Here is a 22413-nt window from a genome sequence, read left to right as displayed (position 1 = left end):
CTTTGACCGCACATGAACCGTAGGGCCCGGCGATCATGGACCATATTGTGGTCCGTGGTTTATATTGTGAAACAATAGCAACGGAGAAGGTGGGAAGCAAGATGTCGCAGGTCGGAGAACTGTCCCCAGCTGCGGAGGGACCGGCCGCCCGGGAATCGGGCACCCAGGCGCTCGACCGTGCGCTCAGCGTGCTGCTGGCCTTCCGTGGCGGCAGCGTCGAGCGCAAGGTCAGCGACGTCAGCCGCGAGCTGGGCTTGCACAAGTCGACCGCCAGCCGGTTGTTCCGGGCGCTCGCCGACACCGGCTTCCTGCAACGCAACGAGGAGACCGGGGCCTACCGGCTCGGGGTCACCGTCTTCGAGCTGGGCGCCCGTTTCCTCGAAGGGCTCGACATGCACGCCCTGGCCCGGCCGCTGCTGCACCAGCTCGCCCAGGACGAGGGGGAGTCGGTCAACCTGTCCATCCGTGACGAGCTGGATGCCCTGTCGATCTACATCGAGCGCGGCACCCGCAACGTGCAGCTCGTCTCCCGCCTCGGTCGACGCATCCCGCTGTGGTGCAGCGCGGCCGGCAAGGCCCTGCTGCTCGACCTGAACGACGAGCAGATCCGCGCCATGTTCGCCGACACCGAGTTCACGCCGCTGACCCCGAACACCATCACCGACCTGGACACCCTCGCCAAGCGGATGCACCAGGTCCGCGAGCAGGGGTGGGCCCTCAACGACGAGGAGAGCGAAGAGGGCCTGCGGGTCGTCGCCGCGCCGGTACGGGACCGGCTCGGCCAGGTCACCGCCGCGATCAGCATCTCCGGGCCGATCTTCCGCCTCGACGAGACCCGGGTCGCCGAACTGGCCGCCGCCGCCGTACGCACGGCGAACGAGTTGTCGCGTCAGATGGGTCATGGCGTGGGTGCGGTCTGGGGGGACTGACCGGCTCAGAAGTGTTCCTGCACGACGTCCGGGTGCACCCGCACGTGCAGCAGGGCGGGGCCGGTGACCGGCAGCACCGCGTCGAACGCGGCGTCGGCACCGGCCTCGTCCGTCACCGTCCAGGCCGGCACACCCAGCGCCCGGGCCACCGCGGCGAGGTCACGTTCGGGGAAGCGGGCCAGCGAGGGATCCACCCCACGCGGACGCAGCTTGCGCACCTCCGCCCCGTACGCCGAGTCGTCCAGGACGATCAACAGCACGGCCGCGCCCGTACGGGCCAAGGTGTCCAGCTCACCGAGCCCGGTGAGCAGGCTGCCGTCGCCCTCGAACGCCACCACCGGCCGGTCCGGGCGGCCCACCGCGGCACCCACCGCGAACGGCAGCCCCACGCCGATGCTGCCGAACTCCCACGGGGCGATCAGCGCCCGGTCCGTCGCCGGTGAATCCAGCAGCAGGTTCGGCCAGCCGCCGAAGTGCCCCACCCCCACCACCGTGGTGCGGTGTGGTGGCAGTCGGCGGGCGCACACCCGCATGAAGACCCTCGGGTCGATCCGGTCCGGCGCCCGCAACGGTTCCAGCCCGGCGAACGCGTCGGCCGCCGCCACCTCCCGCGCCAACTCCGCCGACCGCCACTGCGGTCGGGGGATCACCGGCAGGGCCGCCGACACCGCCGCCGCGACCGTCTCCGCGTCGCCCACCACCGGCACATCCACCGGCCAGCGGTCGCCCAACGCCGCCGGGTCGATGTCGACGCACACCACTCTGGCCTGGCCGAACAGCCGACCGTGGTCCGCGGTCCACCGGTTGAGCCCGGCGCCGAACGCGACCACCAGGTCCGCCTCGCCCAACACCTGCCGGGTCAGCGGTCGGGCCAGCCCACCGGCCACCCCCAGGCAGTACGGATGGTCGGCGAAGAGACCTCCGGCCAGCAGGGTGGTGGCCAGCACCGCCCCGCTGCGATCCGCCAACTCCCGTACCGCCGCCGCAGCCGCCTCCGCGCCCCGCCCGGCCAGCACCACCGGCCGTTCGGCCTTCTGGAGCAACGCGGCGAGCATCGCCACGTCGTCCGGGTGCGCGGCCGGCGGCCCCGGCCGGCGTACGGTGTGCACTGCGACCGGCGGCGGCAGGTCGTCGGAGACCTCCTCGTCCTGCAGGTCGATCGGCACGTTCAACACCACCGGCCCACCGGCTGAGCGGGCCAGCCGGAACGCCGTGGCGACGTCACGGGCCACGTTCGCCGCGGCCACCACCGGCACCAGCTGACCGGCCGTGGCCAAGGCGAACGGCTGCTGCGGGAAGCTCTGCACGTGCTGCGGGTCGCCGGGCGGGGTGTCGCCCGCGACCAGCACCAGCGGGGTACCCGCCTGGCGGGCGATGGTCAGCGCGGCACCCGCCACGGCCAACCCCGGGCCCTGCGTCACCGTGGCCACCGGGCACCGACCGGTCGCCCGGGCGTACCCGTCGGCCATCATCACGGCGGCGTTCTCGTTACGGGCCGCCACGAACCGCACCCCGTGCCGGGCCACCAGGTCGCTGACCAGGAACATGTTGGCATCGCCGAGCAGCCCGAACACCGTGTCGACGCCCTGCGCGACCAGCGCGTCCGCCAGCAACTGGTACACCTTCACGACTTCCCGCCCTTCGGGTACGCCCCCGCCGGCCGCAACGCGACACTCAGCGCCCCCAGATAGGAGTCGTTGGCCGCCGCCTCGAACCTCGGCCCGGCCAGGCGTGCGGCCCGCTTGGTCATCGACCGGCCCACCGGCGAGACGGCCAGCAGCCGTTCGATGATCGCTTCGCAGGCCGTGTCCAACTCCTCCGCCGGCACCGCCGCCGTGACCAGGTCGTGCCGCAGCATCTCGACCGGGCCGATCCGATCGCCCAGCAGCAGCCAACGCTTCGCCCGGTCCGCGCCGACCAGATCGGCCAGGATCGCCATGCCGCTCCAGGTCAGCGGGATGCCGAAGGTGACCTCGGGGAAGGTGAAGAAGCAACTGTCGGCGGCCAGCCGCAGATCGGCGGCGAGGCCGAGCACCGCCCCGGAACCGATCGCCGGACCGTTGAACGCGGCCACCGTGGTCTGCTCCATCCGGTACCAGCGCTCCACCAACTCGGCCGTACGACGCTGCACCTGCATGGTGGTGGCCGCGTCCAGGGTGGCCAACTCGTCCAGGTCGGTGCCGGCGCAGAACGCCGACCCGGCTCCGGTGAGCACCAGCACCTCCACCTCGGAGTCCCGACCCACCTCGTGCAGCACGTCCTCGAAGCGGGCCAGCATCGCCAGGTCGAAGCTGTTGCGCCGGTGCGGGCGGTTCAGCGTGATCCGGGCCAGCCGACCGGCCCGATCCAGCAACACGGACGGTTCGTTCATCAGGGCGACTCCGAGGTGAGCAGGGCGCGGTCCACCAGGGCGGCGGCGTGACCGACGTACGACAGGGGATCGAGCAGTGCGGCGATGTCCTCGCCGGACAGGGCGGCGGCGACCTGCGGGTCGGTGCGCAGCATCTCGGCGAACGGGCGACCCTGTTCCAGGCTGTCGCGTACCACCCGCATCACCAGGTGGTGTGCCTGCTCACGGCCCAGCGGGCCGGCCAGCCGCAGCATCACCGCCTCGGACAGCACCAGCCCGCCGGTGATGTCCAGGTTGGCGCGCATCCGGTCCGGATTCACGCCCAGGTCACCGAAGACCTCCACCAGACGTTCCAGGACACCCCCGATGAGGATGAAACACTCCGGCAGCAGCTTCCACAGGGTCATGCCGACCCCCATGTCCCGGTCGTCCTGCGCGACCATGGTCTGCAGCGCCAGCGGCACCTGCGCCCGCAGGGTGCCGGCCGCCGCGATCACGGCCTCGCAGCGGATCGGGTTGCGCTTGTGGGGCATGGTGCTGCTGCCCACCTGGGTAGCGCGTTGCGGCTCGTACGCCTCACCGACCTCGGTACGACCCAGGAAGTAGACCTCCCGAGCCAGCTTCTCGCCGCTGGACGCCACCAGGCCCAGCACCATCAGACACTCGGCGAACCGGTCGGAGGTGGCATGCCAGGGGGTGTCCGCCACCCCCAGACCCAGCTCCTCGGCGACGGCCCGCTCCAGCGCGAACGCCTGCGGCCCGTACCCGGCCATGGTGCCCGCCGCCCCGCCCATGCTCGTCACCAGCAACCGGGCGCGCATCTCCCGCAGCCGGGCCCGGTGGCGCTGCAACTCGCTCTGCCACACCGCCAGCCGCAGCCCGAAGGTCGTCGGCAGCGCCTGCTGGCCATGGGTACGCGCCGGCATCGGGGTGTTGCGGTGCCGCAGCGCCAACCGCCGCAGCAGCCGCACCAACTCGTCGAGCTGGCGGCCGACGATGTCCAGCCCGGCCCGGGCCCGCAGCACGAACCCGGTGTCCATCACGTCCTGGGTGGTGGCGCCCAGGTGCACGTAACGTCCCGCGTCGCCCGGACAGGCTGCGGTCAGGGCGCGTACCAGCGGCACCAGCGGGTGCACGGTGTCCTCGGCATCGGAGGCCAGGGCCGCCGTGTCCAGCTTCTCCAGCCGGGCCGACGCCGAGATGGCCTCCGCGGCGGACTGCGGGATGATCCCCAGTGACGCCTGCGCGCGGGCCAGCGCGGCCTCCACGTCCAGCCAGGACTGCATGAGCTGCCGGTCGTTGAACACCCCGCGCATCTCGGCGTTGCCGAAGAAGCTGGTGACCGTCAGCGAATCGAGAAAACACGAGCCCAGCTGCATCAGTTCTCCCCCTCGAACAGCGTCAGCGCGGCGCGCCGGTCGACCTTGCCGGACGGCAGCAGCGGCAGGTGGGCGACCGCGCGTACCCGGGTGGGCAGCTTGTGTCGGGCCAGTCGCCCGGTGACGGCGGCGAGCACGTCGTCGATGTCGAGCCGTGCGCCGGGCGCGGCGACCAGCAGGGCACCGACCTCCTCACCCCAGCGGGTCGACGGCACGCCGAGCACGCACGCCTGACCCACGGTGTCGTGTTCGAGCAGCACGGCCTCCACCTCGGCGGGGCTGACGTTCTCGCCGCCGCGGATGATGAGTTCCTTGACCCGGCCGGTGAGGGCGAACACCCGCTCGGCGTTGAGCGCGCCGAGGTCGCCGGTGCGCAGCCAGCCGTCGGAGGTCAGGGCGGCGGAGGTGGCGGCGGGGTCGTCCAGGTAGCCGGCGGTCACCGACTCGCCGCGCACCAGCAGCTCCCCGGCCTCACCCGACGGCACGGGCTGCCGGGTGCCCGGTCGCACCACGGCCGCCTCGAGGTCGGGCACGATCCGCCCGACGGTCAGCCCGACCGGGGCACAATTGCCGTCGCCCGGGTCGACACTGATGGTGGGACCGGCCTCGGTCTGGCCGTAGACGACGGCCGCCCGGTCCAGGCCCAGCACACGCACGGTCCGCTCCCGCAGCGCGGGCGGGCACGGCGCGCCGCCGAGGAAGCCGACCCGCAGCGAGGAGATGTCCCATCGGTCCGGCTCGGCCTCGATCCGGTCGGCGATCATCGTGGCCATCGTCGGGACGGCCTGCAGCACGGTGCAGCGGTGCCGCTCGATCAGCTCCAGCACCGTCTCGGAGCGGAACCGGCGGGTCGACACCCACAGTGCCCCGGTGACCAGCGCGAGCACCGCGCCGCTGCTCAGACCGGCGGCGTGCGCCAACGGCAGCGGTGAGGCGAGGACGTCGCCGGAATGCAGCCCGGCGGCCTGGGCCGTCCACTGCGCGTTGCGTACCAGGTTCCGGGCGCTCAGTGTCACCATCTTCGCCGGCCCGGTGGAACCCGAGGTGAACTGGATGTTCAGCACCGCGTCGGGGTCACCGGCCGGTTCCGGCGTCGGGTCGGCCCAGCCGGGCAACCCCGCCAGTGCCTCCCGGCCGCCGTCGTCACCGAGGGGGTGGATGCCCTCCGGCGGGTACGGCGCACCGGCCAGCGCGGCGACCGCCTCGGTGACCGCGTCCCGGTCGCGGATCCGACCGGCCACGAACAACCGGCGCGGACGGGCGCGGGCCACCGCCTCGGCCAGTTCCGCCCCGGTCAGACCGGGGTGCAGGGTGACCAGTGCCGCGCCGCGCCAAGCCGCCGCCGCGAGCAGGGTCAGCCAGGCGAGGCTGTTCTCCGACCACACCGCGATCCGGTCACCGCGACCGATGCCGTGGGCGGCCAGCACGGCCGCTCCCCGGCCCGCCAGCTCGGCGAACTCCGCGTACGTGACCGGGCGGTCCAGCTCCGCGAAGGCGTACAGCGGCCGGTCCGGGTGCCGTGCCGCCGCGTCCAGCAGCACGGCGTCGAGGGCGAGTGGCGCCATGGTCAGTCCCGGGTGAGCAGCAGGTTGCCGTGCTCGTCGGCCGCGCCGCTCCAGCCGGCCCCGACGACGGTGGTGCTGCCGTTCTCCCGCACCACGGCCGGGCCGGTCACCCGGACACCGGGCCCCAGGTCGGTGCGCCGCCACACGGCGGCGTCCACCCAGCCGTCCGGCCCGTACAGCCGGGTCTGCTCCGGCTGGGCCTCGCCGCCGGAAGGGGCGGCGAAGCGCACCACCGGGCTGGGCCCGAAGGCGGTCAGCCGGCAGTTCACGATCTCGGCCGGGTGGTCGGTGCGCACGTAGGCGTACCGCTCGGCGTACGCCTCGTGGAAGGCCGTGACCAGGTCCTCGGCGGTGGCGGGCAGGCCGTCCACCGCGACGGCCAGGTGGTGGCTCTGGCCGCGGAAACGCATGCCCACCGTCAGGGCGAACGAGACCTGGTCCGCCTCGATCCCGTCCTCCGCCTTGAGCTGCGCCCGGGCGGCGTCCTCCAACTCGGCGACGACCGCCCGCGCTGCGGCCAGCCCGGACTCGTCGGCGGCGGCCAGGACGGTACGCACGTAGTCGTGGCGAGCGCGAGCGGTGACGAACCCCAGGGCGGAGAAGTTGCCCGGCACCGGCGGCACCAGCACGCGGCTGATGCCCAGCTCGTCGGCGAGGGCGGTGGCGTGCATCGGACCGGCTCCGCCGAACGGCATCAGCACGAAGTCGCGCGGGTCGTGGCCGCGGGCCACGGAGATCTCCTTGATTGCGCTGGTCATCTTGATGGTGGCCAGCCGCAGGATGCCGTGCGCCAACTCCATCGCGTCCAGCCCGAGCTGCTCGGCGAGCACCGCCGTGGCCGCCTGGGCGGGTGCCGGGTCCAGCCGTACCTCACCGCCCAGACTCTCCTGCGGGTCGAGGTGCCCGACCAGCAGGTGGGCGTCGGTGGTGGTCGGTTCGGTGCCGCCGCGGCCGTAGCAGGCCGGGCCGGGGGTGGAGCCGGCGCTGCGGGGCCCGATCCGCAGCTCGCCGCCGAGGTCACGCCAGGCGATGGAACCGCCGCCCGCCCCGATCGTGTTGATCTCGACCTGGAAGGTGCGGTTCGGGTAGCCGGCGATCGTTCCGTCGCTGGTCATCAACGGCGCGCCGTCCTTGATCAGGCAGACGTCGGTGCTGGTGCCGCCGATGTCACAGGTGATCACGTTCGAGTAGCCGGCCAGACCGGCGACGTAGACGGCGGCGGCGACCCCGCCGGCCGGGCCGGACAGCGCCAGGTTGATGGGCAGGCGGCTGGCCTCGTCGGTGGAGACGACACCCCCGCTGCTGGTCATGATCGACAGCGGATGCAGGTAGCCGGCGCCGGCCAGGGCGGTGCCCAGCCCGCGCAGGTAGTCCGCGACGGTGCCCCGGACGCTGGCGTTGAGCACCGTGGTGGCGAACCGCTCGTACTCGCCCTGTTCCGGCACCACGTCGGAGGAGACCGTGCAGACCAGGTTCGGGTAGCGCTCGGCGAGCCGTCGCGCCGCGGCCCGCTCGTGGGCCGGGTTGCGGTACGAGTGCAGCAGGCAGACCGCGACCGTGCCCGGACCGGCGGCGGCGACCCGGTCCAGGACCTCGTCCAGGTGGCCGGTGTCGAGCGCTTCGATGACCGAGCCGTCGGCGGCGACCCGCTCCCGCAGCGTGTGCCGCAGGGAGCGGGGCACCAGCGAGGGACGTGCCGCCTCCTTGACGCTGTAGAGCTGCGGCCGGTGCCCGAGGCCCATCTCCAGCACGTCGCGGAAGCCGTCGGTGGTGACCACGCTGACCGGGTCGCCGGAGCCCTCCAGCAGGGCGTTGGTCACCCGCGTGGTGCCGTGCACGAAGCGGTCCACCGCGTCCAGGGAGACGCCGAGCTTGGCCAGCCCTTCGAAGATCGCCGCTGCGGGATCGTGTGGCGTCGACAGGGTCTTCGCCTCGGCGAGCCGTGCGGTGGCCGGCTCGTAGACGATCACGTCGGTGAACGTGCCGCCGATGTCGACGCCGATGCAGAGCATGCGGAAGTGCCTTTCGTGGAGAGGGGGGACCGGCCGTCCGGCGGTGGTGTGCGGTGGCGGCGTCAGAAGGTGACGCCGTAGCGGCGCAGGGTGGTCCGCGTGACGGTGCGCAAGATCCAGTCGAAGAGGTAGCCGAGCAGTCCGAGGGCGAGGATGCCGACGAAGACCCACTCGGTCTTGGCGTAGTTGCGGGCGGTCCAGATCAGCGAGCCCAACCCGCTCTGCGCCGCGACGATTTCCGCCGAGACGATCGTCAGGAACGAGTTGCCCATGGCCAGCCGGGCACCGGTGACGACGTGCGGCACCGTGGACGGCAGCACCACCGACACGAGGCTGCGCAGCGGCGAGGCGCCCAGGGCGCGGGCGGCCCGCAACCGCAGCTCGTCGACGGCCAGCACCCCGGCAAGGGTGTTGAGGGCGACGATGAAGACCGTGGTGTAGAAGATCAGCGCGACCTTGGATGCCTCGCCCGGGCCGAGCCAGATGATCGCCAGGGTGACGAAGGCGATCGGCGGCACGAACCGGAAGAACTGGATGTACGGGTCGAGCATCAGTCGCAGCCAGGGGATGCAGCCCATGAGCAGCCCCACCGGCACACCGATCACGACACCGAGGGCCCAACCGGTCAGGATGCGGGTCGACGAGGCGGTGATCGAGTCCGAGAGGGTGCCGTCCCGGACCAGGTCGACGGCGCCCTGCCAGGTCAGCATCGGCGACGGCAGGAAGAACGCGGTGTAGTTGCGGCTGACCAGGTCCCAGACGAGGATGCCGAGGGCCACGGAGAGCACCGACAGCCCGATCCGGGTCAGCCGGGGCCTGGCGCCACGCCGCCGCGCCGGGCGACGCGGCGCGACGGAGGCCGGCGCCGGGTCGGTGCGTACGTCGACGGTCATCGTCCCGCCCCTTTCTGATCGCCGGTCGACCGGCCGTCGTGCCCGTCGTCGAGCCCCTGGGCCCGCAGGGTCCGGGCCACCTCCTCGCCGATGTCCTCGCGCAGCTGCCGGAACAGGGCGGCGCTGGCCGGGTCGGTGAGGTCACGCGGTCGGGGCAGGTCGCACGGGTAGACGTTCTTGATGGCGGCGGCCGGACCGGCCGTCATGGTGACGATGCGGTCGCTGAGCAGGATCGCCTCGCCGATGTCGTGGGTGACGAACAGGATGGTGGCGCCGGTGTCGCGCCAGATCCGGTCCAGCTCGACCTGCATGACCAGCCGGGTCTGCGCGTCCAGGGCTCCGAAGGGCTCGTCCATCAGGACGACGGAGGGCTCGTTGGCCAGCACCCGGGCCAGCTGGGCCCGCTGCCGCATGCCGCCGGAGAGCTGGCTGGGGAACTTGTCCGCGCTGTGGCTGAGCCCGACCATCGCCAGGTAGCGGTCCTCCACGGCGGCGCGTTGCGCCTTCGGCATACGCCGCATCCGGGGACCGAAGCTGACGTTCTGCCGGACGGTCAACCAGGGGAACAGCGCCTCCGCGCTCTGGAACACCACACCGCGTGACACGTCCGGGCCGGTGACCGGGGCGTTGCCGCAGGTGACCTCGCCGCCGGCCGGGGTGACGAATCCGGCGACCGCGTTGAGCAGGGTGGACTTGCCGCAACCGCTGGGTCCGAGCAGGCAGACGAACTCGCCTGCCGCGATGTCGAGCGTCGCCCCGCGTACCGCGTCGAAATCGCCGAAGCGGATGTCGACCTCACGCAGGGAGACGGGGGCCCCGCCCCGGCCGGTCGAGGACGACCGGCCGGGCGAGGCTGCCGTACGGGTGTCGTGGGAGGTCACACCAGACCCCTGATCATCACCGACGCAGGGTCGGCCGCCTTCTCCACGATCTTGCTGTCCTGCTGGAACTGGGCGATCTCGGCGTAGCGCTTGAGGTCCTCGTCGGTGAAGTCGCGGACCTTGCACTCCACGCCCTTGAGCAGGTTCTCCGCCTCGGCGGCCGGAACCTTGATCGCCTTCTCGGTGACCGCGCCGGCCTTGGCGGGGTCGGCGGTGAGCTGCTCGCAGGCCTGGCCGATGGTCTCGACGACCTTCTTGGCGGCGTCCTTGTTCGCCTCGTACCAGGCGCCGTCCACCCCGATCACGAGGTTGTAGACGTAGCCGATGTCGCCGCTGGTGAGCAGGATCTTGCCGCCGTTGGCGACGCCGCGCGAGGGCCACGGCTCCCACATGATGTAGCCGTCGACGTCGCCGCGCTGCAGCAGCGCCGGCATCTCGGCCGGGGAGGCGTTGACGAACTCGACGGAGTCCCGGCTGATGCCCTTGGCCGCGAGCACCTTGTTGGTGGCGTACTCGTTGACCGTGCCGGGCACCACGCCGTACTTCTTGATGCCGGTGACGTCGGCGATTCCGTCGCGGGCGACGAGCTTGATGAAGCTGGGCGACTGGGAGAAGACGGCCAGGCCCTTGATATCGCCGCGGGTGGCCCGGTTCAGTAGGCTGGACTCGGTGCTGGCGGTGAACTGACCCTGCTTGGCCAGGATCGCGTCGAGTCCGCCGGTGCCCTCCTGGAACTGGGTCACGGTGACGTTGACCCCCGACGCGGCGAACAGCTTGTCCTGGTCGGCGAGGTAGATCGGCGAGTAGGCCGGGTCGACCCCCACACCGAACGTGACGTTGGCGGACGGTTCGGCGGCGGAGCCACCGGAGCCGTCTGCCGTCTGGTTCTCCGCGCATGCGGCTCCGGCGACCGTAATCAGCAGGGCCGCGGCTGCTACCCGCAACGTGCGCATCTTCATGGCTACCTCAGTCCTTCGACTGGCTCATATGGTGGTCCGTGTTGCTTAATGTGGGACGGTACTGTGCTGTCGAGCACACAGTCAAGAGCTCAATCACCCGCTGACCAGCAGTTTGATAGATCCAGAGGCAGAATCGAGGTTCCAGTGGCTCTGAGTGCCGACCCCGAGACCTTCGGAGCGGGCCTCGACCCCGCCTCGCTGCTCCGCTGGCGATCTGTCGCCGAGCGGCACTGGAGTGGCACGGACGCCCTGCTGTACGCCCTCGGCGTGGGTGCCGGGCAGCAGGACCCCGCCGCCGAGCTGCGCTTCACCACCGAGAACTCCGCCGGTCACCCGCAGGCGGTACTGCCGACCTTCGCGGCCCTGTTCGCCGCCGACCCGCCCCCGCTCGGCGACCCGGCGGCCGTCCGTCATGCCGAACAGTCCCTCCGGCTGCACCGCGAACTGCCCGTCGCCGGTACGGCCCGCACCACCGCCACCGTCACCGCCGTACACGACCAGGGCAGCGGCGCTCTGGTCCGCGTGGTCTCCCGGATCCGTGACGGGCAGGGGCGTCCGCTGGCCACCGCCACGGCGGGCTTCTTCGTCATCGGTGCGGGTGGTTTCGGTGGCGACCGGGCCCCCGCCCCGGTGCGGACCGTCCCCGTCACCGCGCCGGACCACGAGATCCATTACCCGGTGCCCCGCGATCAGGCCCTGCTCTATCGGCTCAGCGGCGACCGCAATCCCCTGCACAGTGATCCGAGGGTGGCCGAACGCGCCGGCCTGCCGCAGCCGCTGCTGCACGGGCTCTGTACGTACGGCTACGCGGGACGTGCCCTGCTGCACGCGGTCGCCGCAGACCCGGCCCGACTGCGCGGCATCGACGCGCGCTTCACCGCACCGGTGTACCCGGGCACCACCCTGACGGTCCGCATCTGGCGCCGCCCCCTCGGCGCCGCCTTTCAGGTCTTGGACGGCGCCGGCCGGGTCGTGCTCGACCGGGGCGCGGCCTGGCTGCGGTGACCAGCGCCGGGCCGGCCCCGCCGTCTCATCGGGGCTGGAGCAGCCCGCGGTCGACCATGAAGGCCCGCAAGGTCTCGGCGTCCTCGGCGGACATCAGGCGGCGGGGGATCACCGTCGCCGGCATCCCGCCGACGAACACCACCCAGAAGTCCGGGGTGTCGGTCACCCGGGTGACCCCCTCCCAGGCGATGCCGCCGGACTCCGAGCCGCTGCGCATCATGATGTTGTCCTCGGTGATGTCGTAGGCCCCGTCGACGGCGTAGCGGCCGGAGCGACGTCGGGCCCGCAGCCGCACGAAGGGGGCGTACAGCATCGCCAGCAGGCCACCCAGGGTCATCGACACCCACAGCGGCATGAGTTGCTCGATCCACGAGGACCCCAGCGAGGCGATCAGACCGAGGACTCCGACCCCGGCCAGCACCGCGCCGACATAGCCGTACCTGCGTAGTCCGACGCTGCTGAGCACGGCGGCCACCCGCCCTGGATAGCTGGGGTCGGCGGGGACCTCGAAACGGATGTGCATCGGCGAAACGATACTGCCCCGTCCGCCCCGACCAGCGCCGCGCTACCCCCTGGCCGTGTCGGCGGACGACGCGGGAACCCGGCCCGATCGAATCTCTGCTATATATGGGAACGCTCCCAAGGGTGGCCGATCGGTCGCCGCGCGGGGAGACCAAGCCATGGAGGAGCCATGCGTAAGTTTCTTGCCGCGTTGACCGCCGCCCTGATGCTCGGCGTCACGGCCGGCAGCGTCCCGTCCGCCGCCAGCGCCGCACCGCACAAGTCGTGCCCGCGCCACCTGCTCTTCTGCGAGGACTTCGAACGGCTGCCGCGGGGCGGCGCCAGCAGCCTGAACTGGGGCATCGACACCCGCAACGGCACCCTGACGGTGGAACAGGCCCGCCGGGGCAACAAGGTGCTGCACATCCACACCGTGGACAACGGGCGGGCCTTCCTGCGGGTAGACGACTTCGAGGCACCGGGCAACCGGTTCTACGGCCGGATGCGGCTGCGGGTCGACGCCTTCCCGACCGCACCGGACTGGGCGCACTTCACCCTCGTGGAGGCGACCGGCACCGGCAGCTCGGAGATCGTCCGACCGATCGGCGGCCAGTACGCCCCCACCGTCCCGGGAATCTTCTGGGGGGTGGGCGCCGACGGCGGGCCGACCGGCGACTGGACCAACTGGCGCGAGTCCGCCCCGGTGGTCGAGGACACCTGGCAGTGCTTCGAATGGAAGCTCGACCCCAGGGACAACCGGGTCACGGTGTGGATCGACGGGGTGGCGAACCCGGAGTTGACCGCCTCCACCGATCAGCACGGCGGCAACCAGGTGCCCTTCATCCTGCCGAAGGTGAACACCGTGAAGATCGGCTGGCAGCTCTACCAGGGCGGCACCACCCCGGGTGAGTTCGACCTCTGGATCGACGACATCGCCCTGTCCACCCAGCGCATCGGCTGCTGACCGGCCGACCCCGCCCTCAGATCAGCCCGAGCGCCAGGGCGGTGAAGAGGGCGGCCAGCCAGCCCCAACCCGGAATGATCATGGCCCGCTGAATCAGGCCGATGCGCGGTGACACCTGTTCCCAGGCTCTGCCGAACTGGCCGAGCCCGAGGAACAGGGTCACCGCGACCCCACCCGAGACGACCCGCCAGGGTGTCGTGGGCAGGGTGAAGGCGCTGATGGCCGCGCTGACGGGCAGGGACAGGAAGACGACGGCACCGGCGAGGTCGTGGATCCGGTGGGCGGTGCTGTGCTGCTCGGGTATCCCGGTCGGCGCACCCGGCGGGTAGCCGAGCATCGGGTCCATCCGGAACACCCCGGAGGCGACAAGCCCGAGCCCGAAGACGGCCAGCACCACACCGAGCAGGGCGTTCGGGCCCTCCGCGAGCACGCCGACGGCCCCCGCCGTGATCGCGGAACCGGAGATCAGGAAGTTGGCCGTCTGGATCCCGCCCCGGCTGCCGAGGGCCAGCGCGCTGACCGGGTGGCGGGTCGGGGCGTAGCCCGGGCGGCTGGCCCCGTCGATGAGGAACACCAGCACGAACGACACCGCTCCGAGGGCACCCACCCACAAGGCCATCTGATCCTTCTTCCCCGTGTCGGAATATCCAGTACATCGAACACGGGGCCGGCCGACCCAGTGCCGATGGTCACCTGCCGATCGCCGCCATTGAGCGTCGGCTGCGCCGGTCGGGAGGGGCCCCGACGAGCGTCCCGGGACGGTAAAGTATCCGTACCTCGCAAGTGGACGAACCGGGCTCAGGCGTACCGATCAGTGCGGCTCTCGGCGACAGCACCGCTGCGCCGCGTCGACGGCCGCGAACACGACCCACGAGAAGAGGCGACACGGTGGGAACGAGTGACGACGAGGCCAAGCCGGCGAGCGCGGCCCGAATCTACGACTACTTCCTCGGCGGCACCCACAACTTCCCAGCCGACCGTGCGGCCGCGCAGACGATGCTCCAGGTGCTGCCGCTGGTGCCGCAAATGGCCAGGACGAACCGGGCCTTTCTGCGCCGCGCCGTACGCTACCTCGCGGAATCGGGGGTGCGACAGTTCCTCGACGTGGGCTCCGGCATCCCCACCGAAGGCAACGTCCACGAGATCGTTCAACAGGTCGAGCCCGAGGCACGCGTCGTCTACGTGGACATCGACCCGCTGGCGGTCGCGGAGAGCCTGGAACTGCTCGACGGCAACCCCTTGGCTACCGTGGTCAACGCCGACCTGCGTGATCCTCGGTCGATCCTCTCGCATCCGCAGGTCACGGCGCTGCTCGACTTCGACCGGCCGATCGGCCTCGTGTTGGGCGCGGTCCTGCATTTCGTCCCCGACGAGACGGCCTACGACGTGGTGGGTCGACTGCTCGCCGCGATGGCGCCCGGGAGTCACCTGCTCATCTCCCATGCGACGGCCGACGAGGCGCCACACGAGCAGGACGAGATCGACGTGGCCCACGACATCTACCGGCACCGGACCGCCACCCCCCTCGGGCTGCGTACCAGGGCGCAGATCGAGCGCTTCTTCGAGGGGCTCGACCTGGTCGAACCGGGCGTGGTGTGGCTGCCACTGTGGCGTCCGGCCCCGGACGACCCGCAGTACTTCGCCGACGATCCGACGCGCAGCGCCGGCATCGGTGGAGTCGGACGGATCCCGCCCCACCAGGACAGGTAGACCGTATCGATCACGTTAGGGCAGCGGGACGACGTTGCATTGTCGTCCGGTGGTGTGTGATCAGCTTGCCGAACTCGGAGTCGCAGTGCTCGGCTGCTGATCGCGCAGGATCGTGCGGGCCTGCATGAGGGCGAACCCGAGCAGGTTCAGCCCGCGCCAGCCTGCGGGGTCGATGGCGTCCGGATGGTCGGCGGCCAGGCCGATGCCCCAGACCTGGTCGAACGGGCTGGCCTCCACCAGCACCCGCTCCCCGGTGTCGAGCAGATATGCACCCAGGGCCCGATGCTGGTCGAACTTGGCCCGGTTGCCGGTCACCACGATGTCGAAACGGTGCCGTTGCCAGGTCTGCGGGTCGAAGCCGACGACCCGCCGACCCAGGGCCTTCACCGCCTCCGGCGAATCCACCGTCAGGATCTGAGCGGCCCGGGCGTGGTCGTCGAAGAGGACGGCCTTTCGCCACATCATGTAGTGCTCGGCGGTGGCGAAGCGTAGCCCGTCGAGGGTGAACGGAGCCGGCCACCACTGACTCAGGCACTCGGCGCCGATGCGGCCGTCGGCCCGCGGCTGGTGGCCCCAGAAGAACAGGTAATCCACCCGGGAACCCGCACTCACGGCGGCGATCAGTTCGGCGACATTGCCCACGGACGTGACCATGCCCGCGAGTGTCGCACCGCGGAACCTGCCGCACCATCGTGTCTCAGGGTCGGCCGCCGGCCGGGACCCCCTGATTGCACGAGGTCTTGCTATGCAAGGTATCTTGCTTTCATGGACAGCGCACGCGAGCGGATCACCACCAACATCCGCAAGGGCGTCCTTGAGTACTGCGTGCTCGCGTTGCTCTCGCAGCGCGACATGTACGGCCTGGAACTGGCGGACTGGCTGGCCGCCCGAGGTCTGATCGCCAGCGAGGGCAGCCTGTACCCGATGCTTGCCCGGATGCGGCAGGCGGGCAGCGTCGAAACCCGCTGGCTGACCCCCGAGCAGGGTCATGCCCGGCGGTACTACGCGATCACCTCCCAGGGCCGGGCGCAGTTGCGGGTGTTCGCGGCGGTGTGGCGTGACATCCAGCCGCACGTGAACGAATTGATAGCGGAGGAAACATGAGCAACAGCGCCCTGCCCGAGGCGGCGGAGACCTACCTTCGGGCGCTCGCCGCCGAGCTGGCCGACGCGCCACCGGACACCGTACGGGAGATCATCGAGGGGGTCCGGGGGCACATCGCCGAGGCCCTGGACAGCGGACGCCCGCTGGACCAGGCCCTGGCCGGTCTCGGCAGCCCGCAGGCCGTGGCGGCGCAGGCACGTGAGGAACTCGTCCCGGCCCACCGGGCCGGGGACCGGGTGGCCGGTGTCGGCCGGGCGCTGCGGATGGTCGCCGTGGTGCTCGGCGTGCTGACCGCGGTGTGTGTGAGCTTCCTGCTGCCCTCCACCGCCCTGCCCTCGGATCTGGCCGGTCCCGAGGGCCAGAGCATCATGCGACGCCTGGGCCCCGGGTTCGCCATGCTCACCCTGCTACCGGCGCTCATCGCGGCCGTTCCGTTCGTCGTACCCCCCAGGGTGCGCGAGGTTACCGGGGTGGTCGGTGCCGGGGTGCTGACCGCACTCGCCTGCGCCACCGGTGAGGTCGGTCTGTACTACCTCCCCCTCGTGCTGATGCTGTGGGCGGCGACGGTGGTGCCGTGGGTGATGCGGCGGCGGATCGGCCGGGCCGCCCTACGGTCCTGGCGCCTAGTCGCAGCGGGGGCGGTGATCCTGCCCGGGCTGCTGCTGGCGCTCTCCGTGGCCACCGGCTCGTTGGGCATCGAGTGGCTGGGCGTGCTGCTGTGGATCGTCGGGCCGCTGGTCGTCGGAGCCCTGTGCGCCCTCGGCCTCCGGATCGGGTACGCCCTGACCGCCCTGGCCGGTGCGCTGGTCATGGCCTTCGCGATCACCGAGCGGGGCTTCCTGTTCGCGGCCTTCTGGGTGTTCGGTGGGCTCTACCTGATGATCGGGGCCACCGGTGTCGTCACGACCCGTCCCGAACAGCGTCCGGCCGGTCCGGTTCAATACGGGTACCACGACGCGGATCGGGGTCATGCTTCCGGCGGGCATCGACGGCCCACCGGGAGCTAGGCTGCCCGCGTGGCCGATGCCGAACTGGTGACGAACGAGGAGCGCCTGCGCCGCTTCGAGGCGATCACCGACAGGGCTCTGTCGGGGCTGAACATCGCCGATCTGTTCGATGAGCTGCTTGAGCGGGTCCGGGACCTGCTCAAGGTCGACACTGCGACCATCCTGCTGCTGGACGGCCATACCGGCGAACTCGTCGCCACGGCCGCCAAGGGCCTGGAAGAGGAGGTACGGCGCGGATTCCGCATCCGGGTCGGGCACGGCTTCGCCGGCCGGGTGGCAGCCACCTCGGCACCGGTGATGATCTACGACGTCACCCCGGCCGACGTGGTCAATCCCATCCTGCTCGACGCCGGCATCCGGGCCCTGCTGGGGGTGCCGATGCTGGCCAACGGCAACCTGGTCGGGGTGCTGCATGTCGGTTCCCTGACCCTGCGGCGGTTCGGCCCCGAGGACGTACAGCTGCTGCAACTGGTCGCCGACCGGGCCAGCTCCGCCGGCCAGGTCCGGGCCCAGATCCTCGACCGGCAGGCAGCCCTGGCCCTGCAACGCAGCCTGCTGCCCGGCCGGCTGCCGGAGATCGCCGGCCTGGACCTGGCCGCCCGGTACGTGCCCGGTCACGACCTCGGCATCGGTGGCGACTGGTACGACGTGTTCGCCCTGCCCTCCGGCTGGCTGGGCGCGGTGATCGGCGACGTCTCCGGGCACGGACTGCCCTCCGCCGTCGTCATGGGACGCATCCGCAGCGCCCTGCGCGCCTACGCCCTGGACCGGGACGACCCGGCCGAGGTGCTGACCGCCCTGGACCGCAAGATCCACCATTTCGAGGCCGGCACCCTGACCACCGCCCTCTACGCCCTCATCGCCCCCGACCGCGCCTCGGTGCACCTGTCCTGCGCAGGCCACCTACGGCCGCTGCTGGCCGTACCGGGCGAACCCACCAGCCTGGTGGACCTCGTCGTGGACCGACCCTTCGGGGTGGGTGCGCCGCTCGCCAGCCGGCACACCACCGTGGTGGACCTGCCGCCGGGCGCAACCCTCGTCTTCTACACCGACGGACTGGTCGAACGCCGCGGCGAGCTGATCGACACCGGCATCGAACGACTGGCCGCCGCCATCCGGTCGGGACCCGCCGAGGCGTTGTGCGACCACATCATGGCCGCCACCATCGACGAGCCCCCGACCGACGACGTGGCCCTGCTGACCATCCGTCGCCACGACTGAACCGAATCAGGGCAGACCCAGCACCCTGGCGAGGGCCTCGGCGGTGCCCGGATGGGCCCGCACCAGGGCAGCCGCCCGGGAGTCCGGCGCCCCCTCGTCCGGACTGCGCCAGTCGCCCTGGACGCCGAGCAGGGCGGCCAGGGCCTCCACCGGCTCCCGGTGGTCGGCCAACAGGCCGTGCACCTGCCCCACCGGCCGGCGCGGGATGACCGGTGCGGCCGTCGGGGTGGTGCCCGACCAGGGCGGCACCCAGGAGTCCAAGGCGGCCAGGGTGCCCGGGAAGGTACGCCCGGCCTCCCGCACCAGCAACGGCACCAGCTCCGGCCCGTGCTGGCGCAGGGTGGTGACCAGGTTGGGCAGCCAGGGCAGCAGCACCGGGTCGGGTAGCCGGGCGAAGGCGGTGGACATGGTCTCCACCACGAACGGCGCCAGCCCCGGCACCGGTTCCAGCGCGTGCACGAAACCGGACAGGTACTGCGGGAAGGCCGGCACCACCAGCGGGTTGGCCAGCAGTTCCCGGCAGCGCTCCCGCAACTGGGCCAACGGCAGCATGCCCAACTGGTGGTGGGCCGCCCAGCCCAGGGCCACCTTGGCCGGGGCCTGCGGATGGGACTGGGCCAGGGCCAGTTCGAGCTGGGACCGGTCGCAGCCCAGGGACAGCGCCAGGCTCTCCAGGCTGAACAGGAACCCCAGCATCGCCCCGACCTGCCGTACCCCGGTCTCGGCGTCGACGAAGGCGGTCGGCAGCAGGGTGCAGTAGTGGGCGTACCCCGTGGTCACGAAGGCCTCGCACCAGGCCGGCAGCCGGGCCGCGGTGGCCTGGTGGTGCGCCAGCAACCGGCGGATGCGGCGCAGCACCTCCGGGGCCTCGTCGACCGTGCGTTCACCGGCGAGCAGCTCGACCGCCCGGGCGCCCAACTCCTCGACCAGGCGGGGACTGTTCAGCAGGGTGGTGGCGTCCTCGACCGCCGCCAGGGCACTGACGATGGTCGCCCCGGGCCCGTGTGCCGCCCGACGCAGGCGCTGCTCCAGCACCTGCTCGATGGTCACCCCCTCGTAGCCGAGTTCGATGAGCGCCCGCTGGTGGCGGCCCAGTGCCAGATCCCAGCTCTCCTGGATGGACCGGTGGCCCAGCCGACGCTCACCCATGATCGGCCGGACCGCCCCGGGCGGCAGCAGGTGCCGCAGCATCCACAGCAGATCCGAGCAGCCGGCCAGCTCCGGGTTGCCCTGCAGGTCCAGCAGGGCCCGCTGCACGGTGCGTTTCTCCAGGTCCAGACCGAGGGGCGCAAGCCGGTGCAGCACGTCCCGGGCCAGCGGCGGCAGGGCGTCGTAGCCGACCTGGCCGATCCGATCCCCGCCCAGCAGGATCTCGCAGAGCCGCCGCACGTCCCGCCGACCGGGTACGACATCCTTCTCGATGCAGGTCACCGCCGCGTCGGCGAAGTCGTACGGGGTGGGGCGGGCCCGGTTGCGCAGCCCGGCCAGCAGGATCGAGGTCTCGAACACCGCGATCGCGTCGGCGGTGCTGGCCAGGTACCCGTTGCGGCGGGCCAACCGGACGATGTCCACACACCAACTGCGCAGCTCCGCCTCGTCCAGCCCGTCCGGGGTCGGCGGCGCGGCGAGGAAACCGGAGAGCCGGTCAGTGACCGCCGCAGCTGGCGTCGGGGCCGGCCTGCCCCGCCCCTTGCGGCCGGTCGCCCCCCGCTGCCCCCCCAGCCGGTACGGCTTTACACCTGAGGCGCTCACCGTCTTGTTCCAGGTGGCGGCGGCGATCGACACCGATCCGGGGGCCAGGCCGAACTGGGCCTCGATCGCGGAGTGGCTGGACGGGATCAGCCCGTACTGCCACCGGGTGGCGGTGCGGCCGGTGATGTCGAAGTCGGGGGCGGGGGAGTCCAGGCCGAACTGCTCGACCCGGCTGGCGGCGTGGAAGGCCCCGCAGACATACATACAGTCCGCCGGGTCCGCGCCGGTGGCCGCCAGATGCTGCCGGATCCTGGTCCACATGTAGCGTTCGCGGTCCTCGTCGCGATCGGTGCGCTCCGATTCGGCGGGCCGCAACCGTCGGAACAGGCTGCCGATCAGCACCATCACCTGGCGGTAGGTGTCATGGTCGGCGGCGGCCAGGGGCCGTTCGACGTAGCTGTCCCACCACTCCGACCAGTGCCGCACCTTGCCGTGGTGCAGCAGGTACGCCTCCAACTCGGCGAACCGGGGCCGCAGATCCCCGATCTCCACCCCTACCGCGTCACCGTGCAGCGCGGCCTGTTCGTCGGCCCCGTCGGGAGGGGACTCCTCCGGCCCTGGGGACTCCGCCCGTGGTGACCACTGGAAGACGTGGTCGGTGGAGCGGTCCACCAGCACCAGCTCCACCCCCGGGGTCTCCAGCGCGTACGCGATGGCCTGGTATTCCGCGGAGGCCTCGGTGACGGGCGCGATCACGCTCAGCGGCGCCCAGGCGGCGGGGAAGCCGTCGAGTTCCGAGGCGAACGCCTGCACGGCCACCGGCAGCCGGCAGTTGCGCAACTCCGTCAGCACCGGCTGGAGATCCTCACACAGCTCCAGGTAGATCACCCGGGGCTGCTTCTCGCGCAGTCGGCGCACCATGGCCAGCGCGGATGCCGGCGAGTGATGACACACCGGAAAGATCTCCAGCCGTTCCCCCAGGGCCCGGTCGACGTCGTCGACCAGACCGGTGAGGATGTCGGCCAGGGCGTCCGGGCCCTCGGCGAACGCGGCGGCCGCCTCGGTGAGCTGCTCCCGCAACGCGGCGAACGCGCCGACGGACGCCGGGGCGGCGGTGGGGGCGGTCATGACAGGGCGGCGATCGACTGTCGGCCGCCGTCGAGGAAGTCGTTCCACTCGCCGCCGTCCTGCTTGGCCCGTGGCTCCACCACGGCGTGCAGGTACTTGTTGAGGATCGCCAGGTCCTCCGGGCTGCGCCGGGCCAGGGAACCCACCAGCGACCCGGCCAGGGTGCCGGCCCGCAGGGTGCGGTCGCCGAAGAACTGGCTGTGCAGGATGGCGTCCTCCAGCACCCCGATCTGCTCGGCGGTGGACAGCGCCGACTCCAGCTTCTCGTCGTCGCTGGTGGCCGAGGCGGCGGCGGCCCGCAGGTCGGCGAAGCTCTGCAACAGGATGTCCAGCAGGGTCGGCGGCACCTCCAGCTCGACCTGGTGGCGGCGCAGCAGCTCCTCCGTACGGAATCGGACGATCTCCGCCTCGCTGAGCTTGTTGGTGATCACCGGGATCCGGACGAAGTTGAACCGCCGTTTCAACGCCGAGGACAGGTCGTTGACCCCCCGGTCCCGGCTGTTCGCGGTGGCGATGATGGAGAACCCGGGCTTGGCGAAGACGATGTTGTCGTCGTTGAGTTCGGGGATGGAGACGTACTTCTCCGACAGGATGGAGATCAGGGCGTCCTGCACGTCGCTGGTGGAACGGGTCAACTCCTCGAAGCGGCCGATCACCCCCTGCTCCATCGCCGTCATGATCGGCGACGGGATCATCGACTCGCGGGACTGCCCCTTGGCGATGACCATGGAGACGTTCCACGAGTACTTGATGTGGTCCTCGGTGGTGCCGGCGGTGCCCTGCACCACCAGGGTCGAGTTGCGGCAGATCGCCGCGGACAACAGCTCGGCCAGCCAGCTCTTGCCGGTGCCCGGGTCACCGATGAGCAGCAGACCCCGATCCGAGGCCAGGGTGACGATGCTGCGCTCGACGAAGCTGCGGTCACCGAACCACTTCTGCGGGATGTCCCGGTCCAGGCCGTCGGCGCGCTCCGAACCCAGGACGAACAGCCGGACCATGCGAGGGCTCAGCCGCCACGAGTACGGCTTGGGGCCGGTGTCGACCGACTCCAGGTAGTCGAGTTCGTCGGCGTACTTGACCTCGGCGGGGGCACGCAACATCTCGGACATGAGG

At 71.6% G+C, this 22413-nt stretch carries 20 protein-coding genes; 7 read left to right on the top strand and 13 right to left on the bottom strand.

Annotated features, from left to right (window positions below; all coding sequences use genetic code 11):
* The first annotated feature begins 101 nt into the window (after nt 1-101).
* The gene (locus OIE53_RS10410; protein ID WP_327026403.1) at nt 102-929 is read left to right on the top strand and encodes an IclR family transcriptional regulator; all 828 of its coding nucleotides are present in this window, start codon (nt 102-104) and stop codon (nt 927-929) included.
* 5 nt (nt 930-934) lie between these two features.
* Here the strand turns inward: OIE53_RS10410 and OIE53_RS10405 are convergent, their stop codons facing one another.
* The 8 genes from OIE53_RS10405 to OIE53_RS10370 all read right to left on the bottom strand — a co-directional run bounded on the left by OIE53_RS10405 (nt 935) and on the right by OIE53_RS10370 (nt 10968).
* On the bottom strand, nt 935-2557 hold the full coding sequence (locus OIE53_RS10405; protein WP_327026402.1) for a thiamine pyrophosphate-binding protein: 1623 nt from the start codon (nt 2555-2557) through the stop codon (nt 935-937).
* Nucleotides 2554-3300 carry an enoyl-CoA hydratase/isomerase family protein gene (locus OIE53_RS10400; protein WP_327026401.1) on the bottom strand — a complete coding sequence of 249 codons (747 nt, stop codon included), beginning with the start codon at nt 3298-3300 and terminating at the stop codon, nt 2554-2556. Before OIE53_RS10400 ends, OIE53_RS10405 begins: the two co-directional genes overlap by 4 nt.
* Entirely contained in the window at nt 3300-4658 is a 1359-nt protein-coding gene (gene purB, locus OIE53_RS10395) for an adenylosuccinate lyase (protein WP_327026400.1), read from the bottom strand. Before purB ends, OIE53_RS10400 begins: the two co-directional genes overlap by 1 nt.
* Nucleotides 4658-6223, bottom strand: coding sequence for a class I adenylate-forming enzyme family protein (locus tag OIE53_RS10390; protein WP_327026399.1), 1566 nt, complete (start codon nt 6221-6223; stop codon nt 4658-4660). Before OIE53_RS10390 ends, purB begins: the two co-directional genes overlap by 1 nt.
* Before the next feature lie 2 nt (nt 6224-6225).
* Nucleotides 6226-8235 (bottom strand): hydantoinase/oxoprolinase family protein, encoded by a 2010-nt coding sequence (locus OIE53_RS10385; RefSeq protein ID WP_327026398.1) that lies wholly within the window; start codon nt 8233-8235, stop codon nt 6226-6228.
* A gap of 62 nt (nt 8236-8297) precedes the next feature.
* Nucleotides 8298-9128 (bottom strand): ABC transporter permease, encoded by an 831-nt coding sequence (locus OIE53_RS10380; protein ID WP_327026397.1) that lies wholly within the window; start codon nt 9126-9128, stop codon nt 8298-8300.
* Nucleotides 9125-10009, bottom strand: a complete 885-nt coding sequence (locus OIE53_RS10375; protein ID WP_327026396.1) for an ABC transporter ATP-binding protein — start codon at nt 10007-10009, stop codon at nt 9125-9127. Before OIE53_RS10375 ends, OIE53_RS10380 begins: the two co-directional genes overlap by 4 nt.
* Nucleotides 10006-10968, bottom strand: coding sequence for an ABC transporter substrate-binding protein (locus tag OIE53_RS10370; RefSeq protein WP_327026395.1), 963 nt, complete (start codon nt 10966-10968; stop codon nt 10006-10008). The genes OIE53_RS10375 and OIE53_RS10370 overlap by 4 nt, the downstream gene beginning before the upstream one ends.
* A 144-nt stretch (nt 10969-11112) precedes the next feature.
* Here OIE53_RS10370 and OIE53_RS10365 point away from each other — a divergent pair, with 144 nt between their 5' ends.
* Entirely contained in the window at nt 11113-11973 is an 861-nt protein-coding gene (locus tag OIE53_RS10365) for a MaoC/PaaZ C-terminal domain-containing protein (RefSeq protein WP_327026393.1), read from the top strand.
* A gap of 25 nt (nt 11974-11998) precedes the next feature.
* Here OIE53_RS10365 and OIE53_RS10360 read toward each other — a convergent pair whose 3' ends face one another.
* The gene (locus tag OIE53_RS10360) at nt 11999-12496 is read right to left on the bottom strand and encodes a YcxB family protein (RefSeq protein ID WP_327026392.1); all 498 of its coding nucleotides are present in this window, start codon (nt 12494-12496) and stop codon (nt 11999-12001) included.
* A gap of 168 nt (nt 12497-12664) precedes the next feature.
* On the opposite strand from OIE53_RS10360, the gene OIE53_RS10355 reads away from it, so the two are divergent.
* Nucleotides 12665-13438 carry a hypothetical protein gene (locus OIE53_RS10355; protein WP_327026391.1) on the top strand — a complete coding sequence of 258 codons (774 nt, stop codon included), beginning with the start codon at nt 12665-12667 and terminating at the stop codon, nt 13436-13438.
* A gap of 16 nt (nt 13439-13454) precedes the next feature.
* On the opposite strand, the gene OIE53_RS10350 is transcribed toward OIE53_RS10355, so the two are convergent.
* Nucleotides 13455-14057: a DUF998 domain-containing protein gene (locus OIE53_RS10350; RefSeq protein ID WP_327026390.1), complete on the bottom strand. Its 603-nt coding sequence runs from the start codon at nt 14055-14057 to the stop codon at nt 13455-13457.
* 269 nt (nt 14058-14326) lie between these two features.
* Between OIE53_RS10350 and OIE53_RS10345 the strand changes: the two genes are divergently transcribed.
* Nucleotides 14327-15148 (top strand): SAM-dependent methyltransferase, encoded by an 822-nt coding sequence (locus tag OIE53_RS10345; RefSeq protein WP_327026389.1) that lies wholly within the window; start codon nt 14327-14329, stop codon nt 15146-15148.
* A gap of 60 nt (nt 15149-15208) precedes the next feature.
* On the opposite strand, the gene OIE53_RS10340 is transcribed toward OIE53_RS10345, so the two are convergent.
* The gene (locus OIE53_RS10340; RefSeq protein WP_327026388.1) at nt 15209-15802 is read right to left on the bottom strand and encodes an NADAR family protein; all 594 of its coding nucleotides are present in this window, start codon (nt 15800-15802) and stop codon (nt 15209-15211) included.
* A gap of 111 nt (nt 15803-15913) precedes the next feature.
* Here OIE53_RS10340 and OIE53_RS10335 point away from each other — a divergent pair, with 111 nt between their 5' ends.
* The 3 genes from OIE53_RS10335 to OIE53_RS10325 are packed head-to-tail and all read left to right on the top strand — an operon-like array spanning nt 15914 to nt 18480.
* Nucleotides 15914-16252, top strand: a complete 339-nt coding sequence (locus OIE53_RS10335) for a PadR family transcriptional regulator (RefSeq protein WP_327026387.1) — start codon at nt 15914-15916, stop codon at nt 16250-16252.
* Complete coding sequence (locus OIE53_RS10330; protein ID WP_327026386.1) at nt 16249-17259, top strand: HAAS signaling domain-containing protein; 1011 nt, start codon at nt 16249-16251, stop codon at nt 17257-17259. The genes OIE53_RS10335 and OIE53_RS10330 overlap by 4 nt, the downstream gene beginning before the upstream one ends.
* 9 nt (nt 17260-17268) lie before the next feature.
* Nucleotides 17269-18480: a PP2C family protein-serine/threonine phosphatase gene (locus OIE53_RS10325; protein ID WP_327026385.1), complete on the top strand. Its 1212-nt coding sequence runs from the start codon at nt 17269-17271 to the stop codon at nt 18478-18480.
* A 6-nt stretch (nt 18481-18486) separates the two neighbouring features.
* Here the strand turns inward: OIE53_RS10325 and OIE53_RS10320 are convergent, their stop codons facing one another.
* A complete protein-coding gene (locus tag OIE53_RS10320; RefSeq protein ID WP_327026384.1) occupies nt 18487-21300 on the bottom strand; it encodes a hypothetical protein in 2814 nt (937 codons plus the stop codon).
* The gene (locus OIE53_RS10315; protein ID WP_327026383.1) at nt 21297-22409 is read right to left on the bottom strand and encodes an ATP-binding protein; all 1113 of its coding nucleotides are present in this window, start codon (nt 22407-22409) and stop codon (nt 21297-21299) included. The genes OIE53_RS10320 and OIE53_RS10315 overlap by 4 nt, the downstream gene beginning before the upstream one ends.
* Nucleotides 22410-22413: the final 4 nt, after the last annotated feature.

It is taken from the genome of Micromonospora sp. NBC_01739 (assembly GCF_035920385.1).
Taxonomy (GTDB): Bacteria; Actinomycetota; Actinomycetes; order Mycobacteriales; family Micromonosporaceae; genus Micromonospora.
This window is presented reverse-complemented; position numbering and strand designations above follow the sequence as displayed.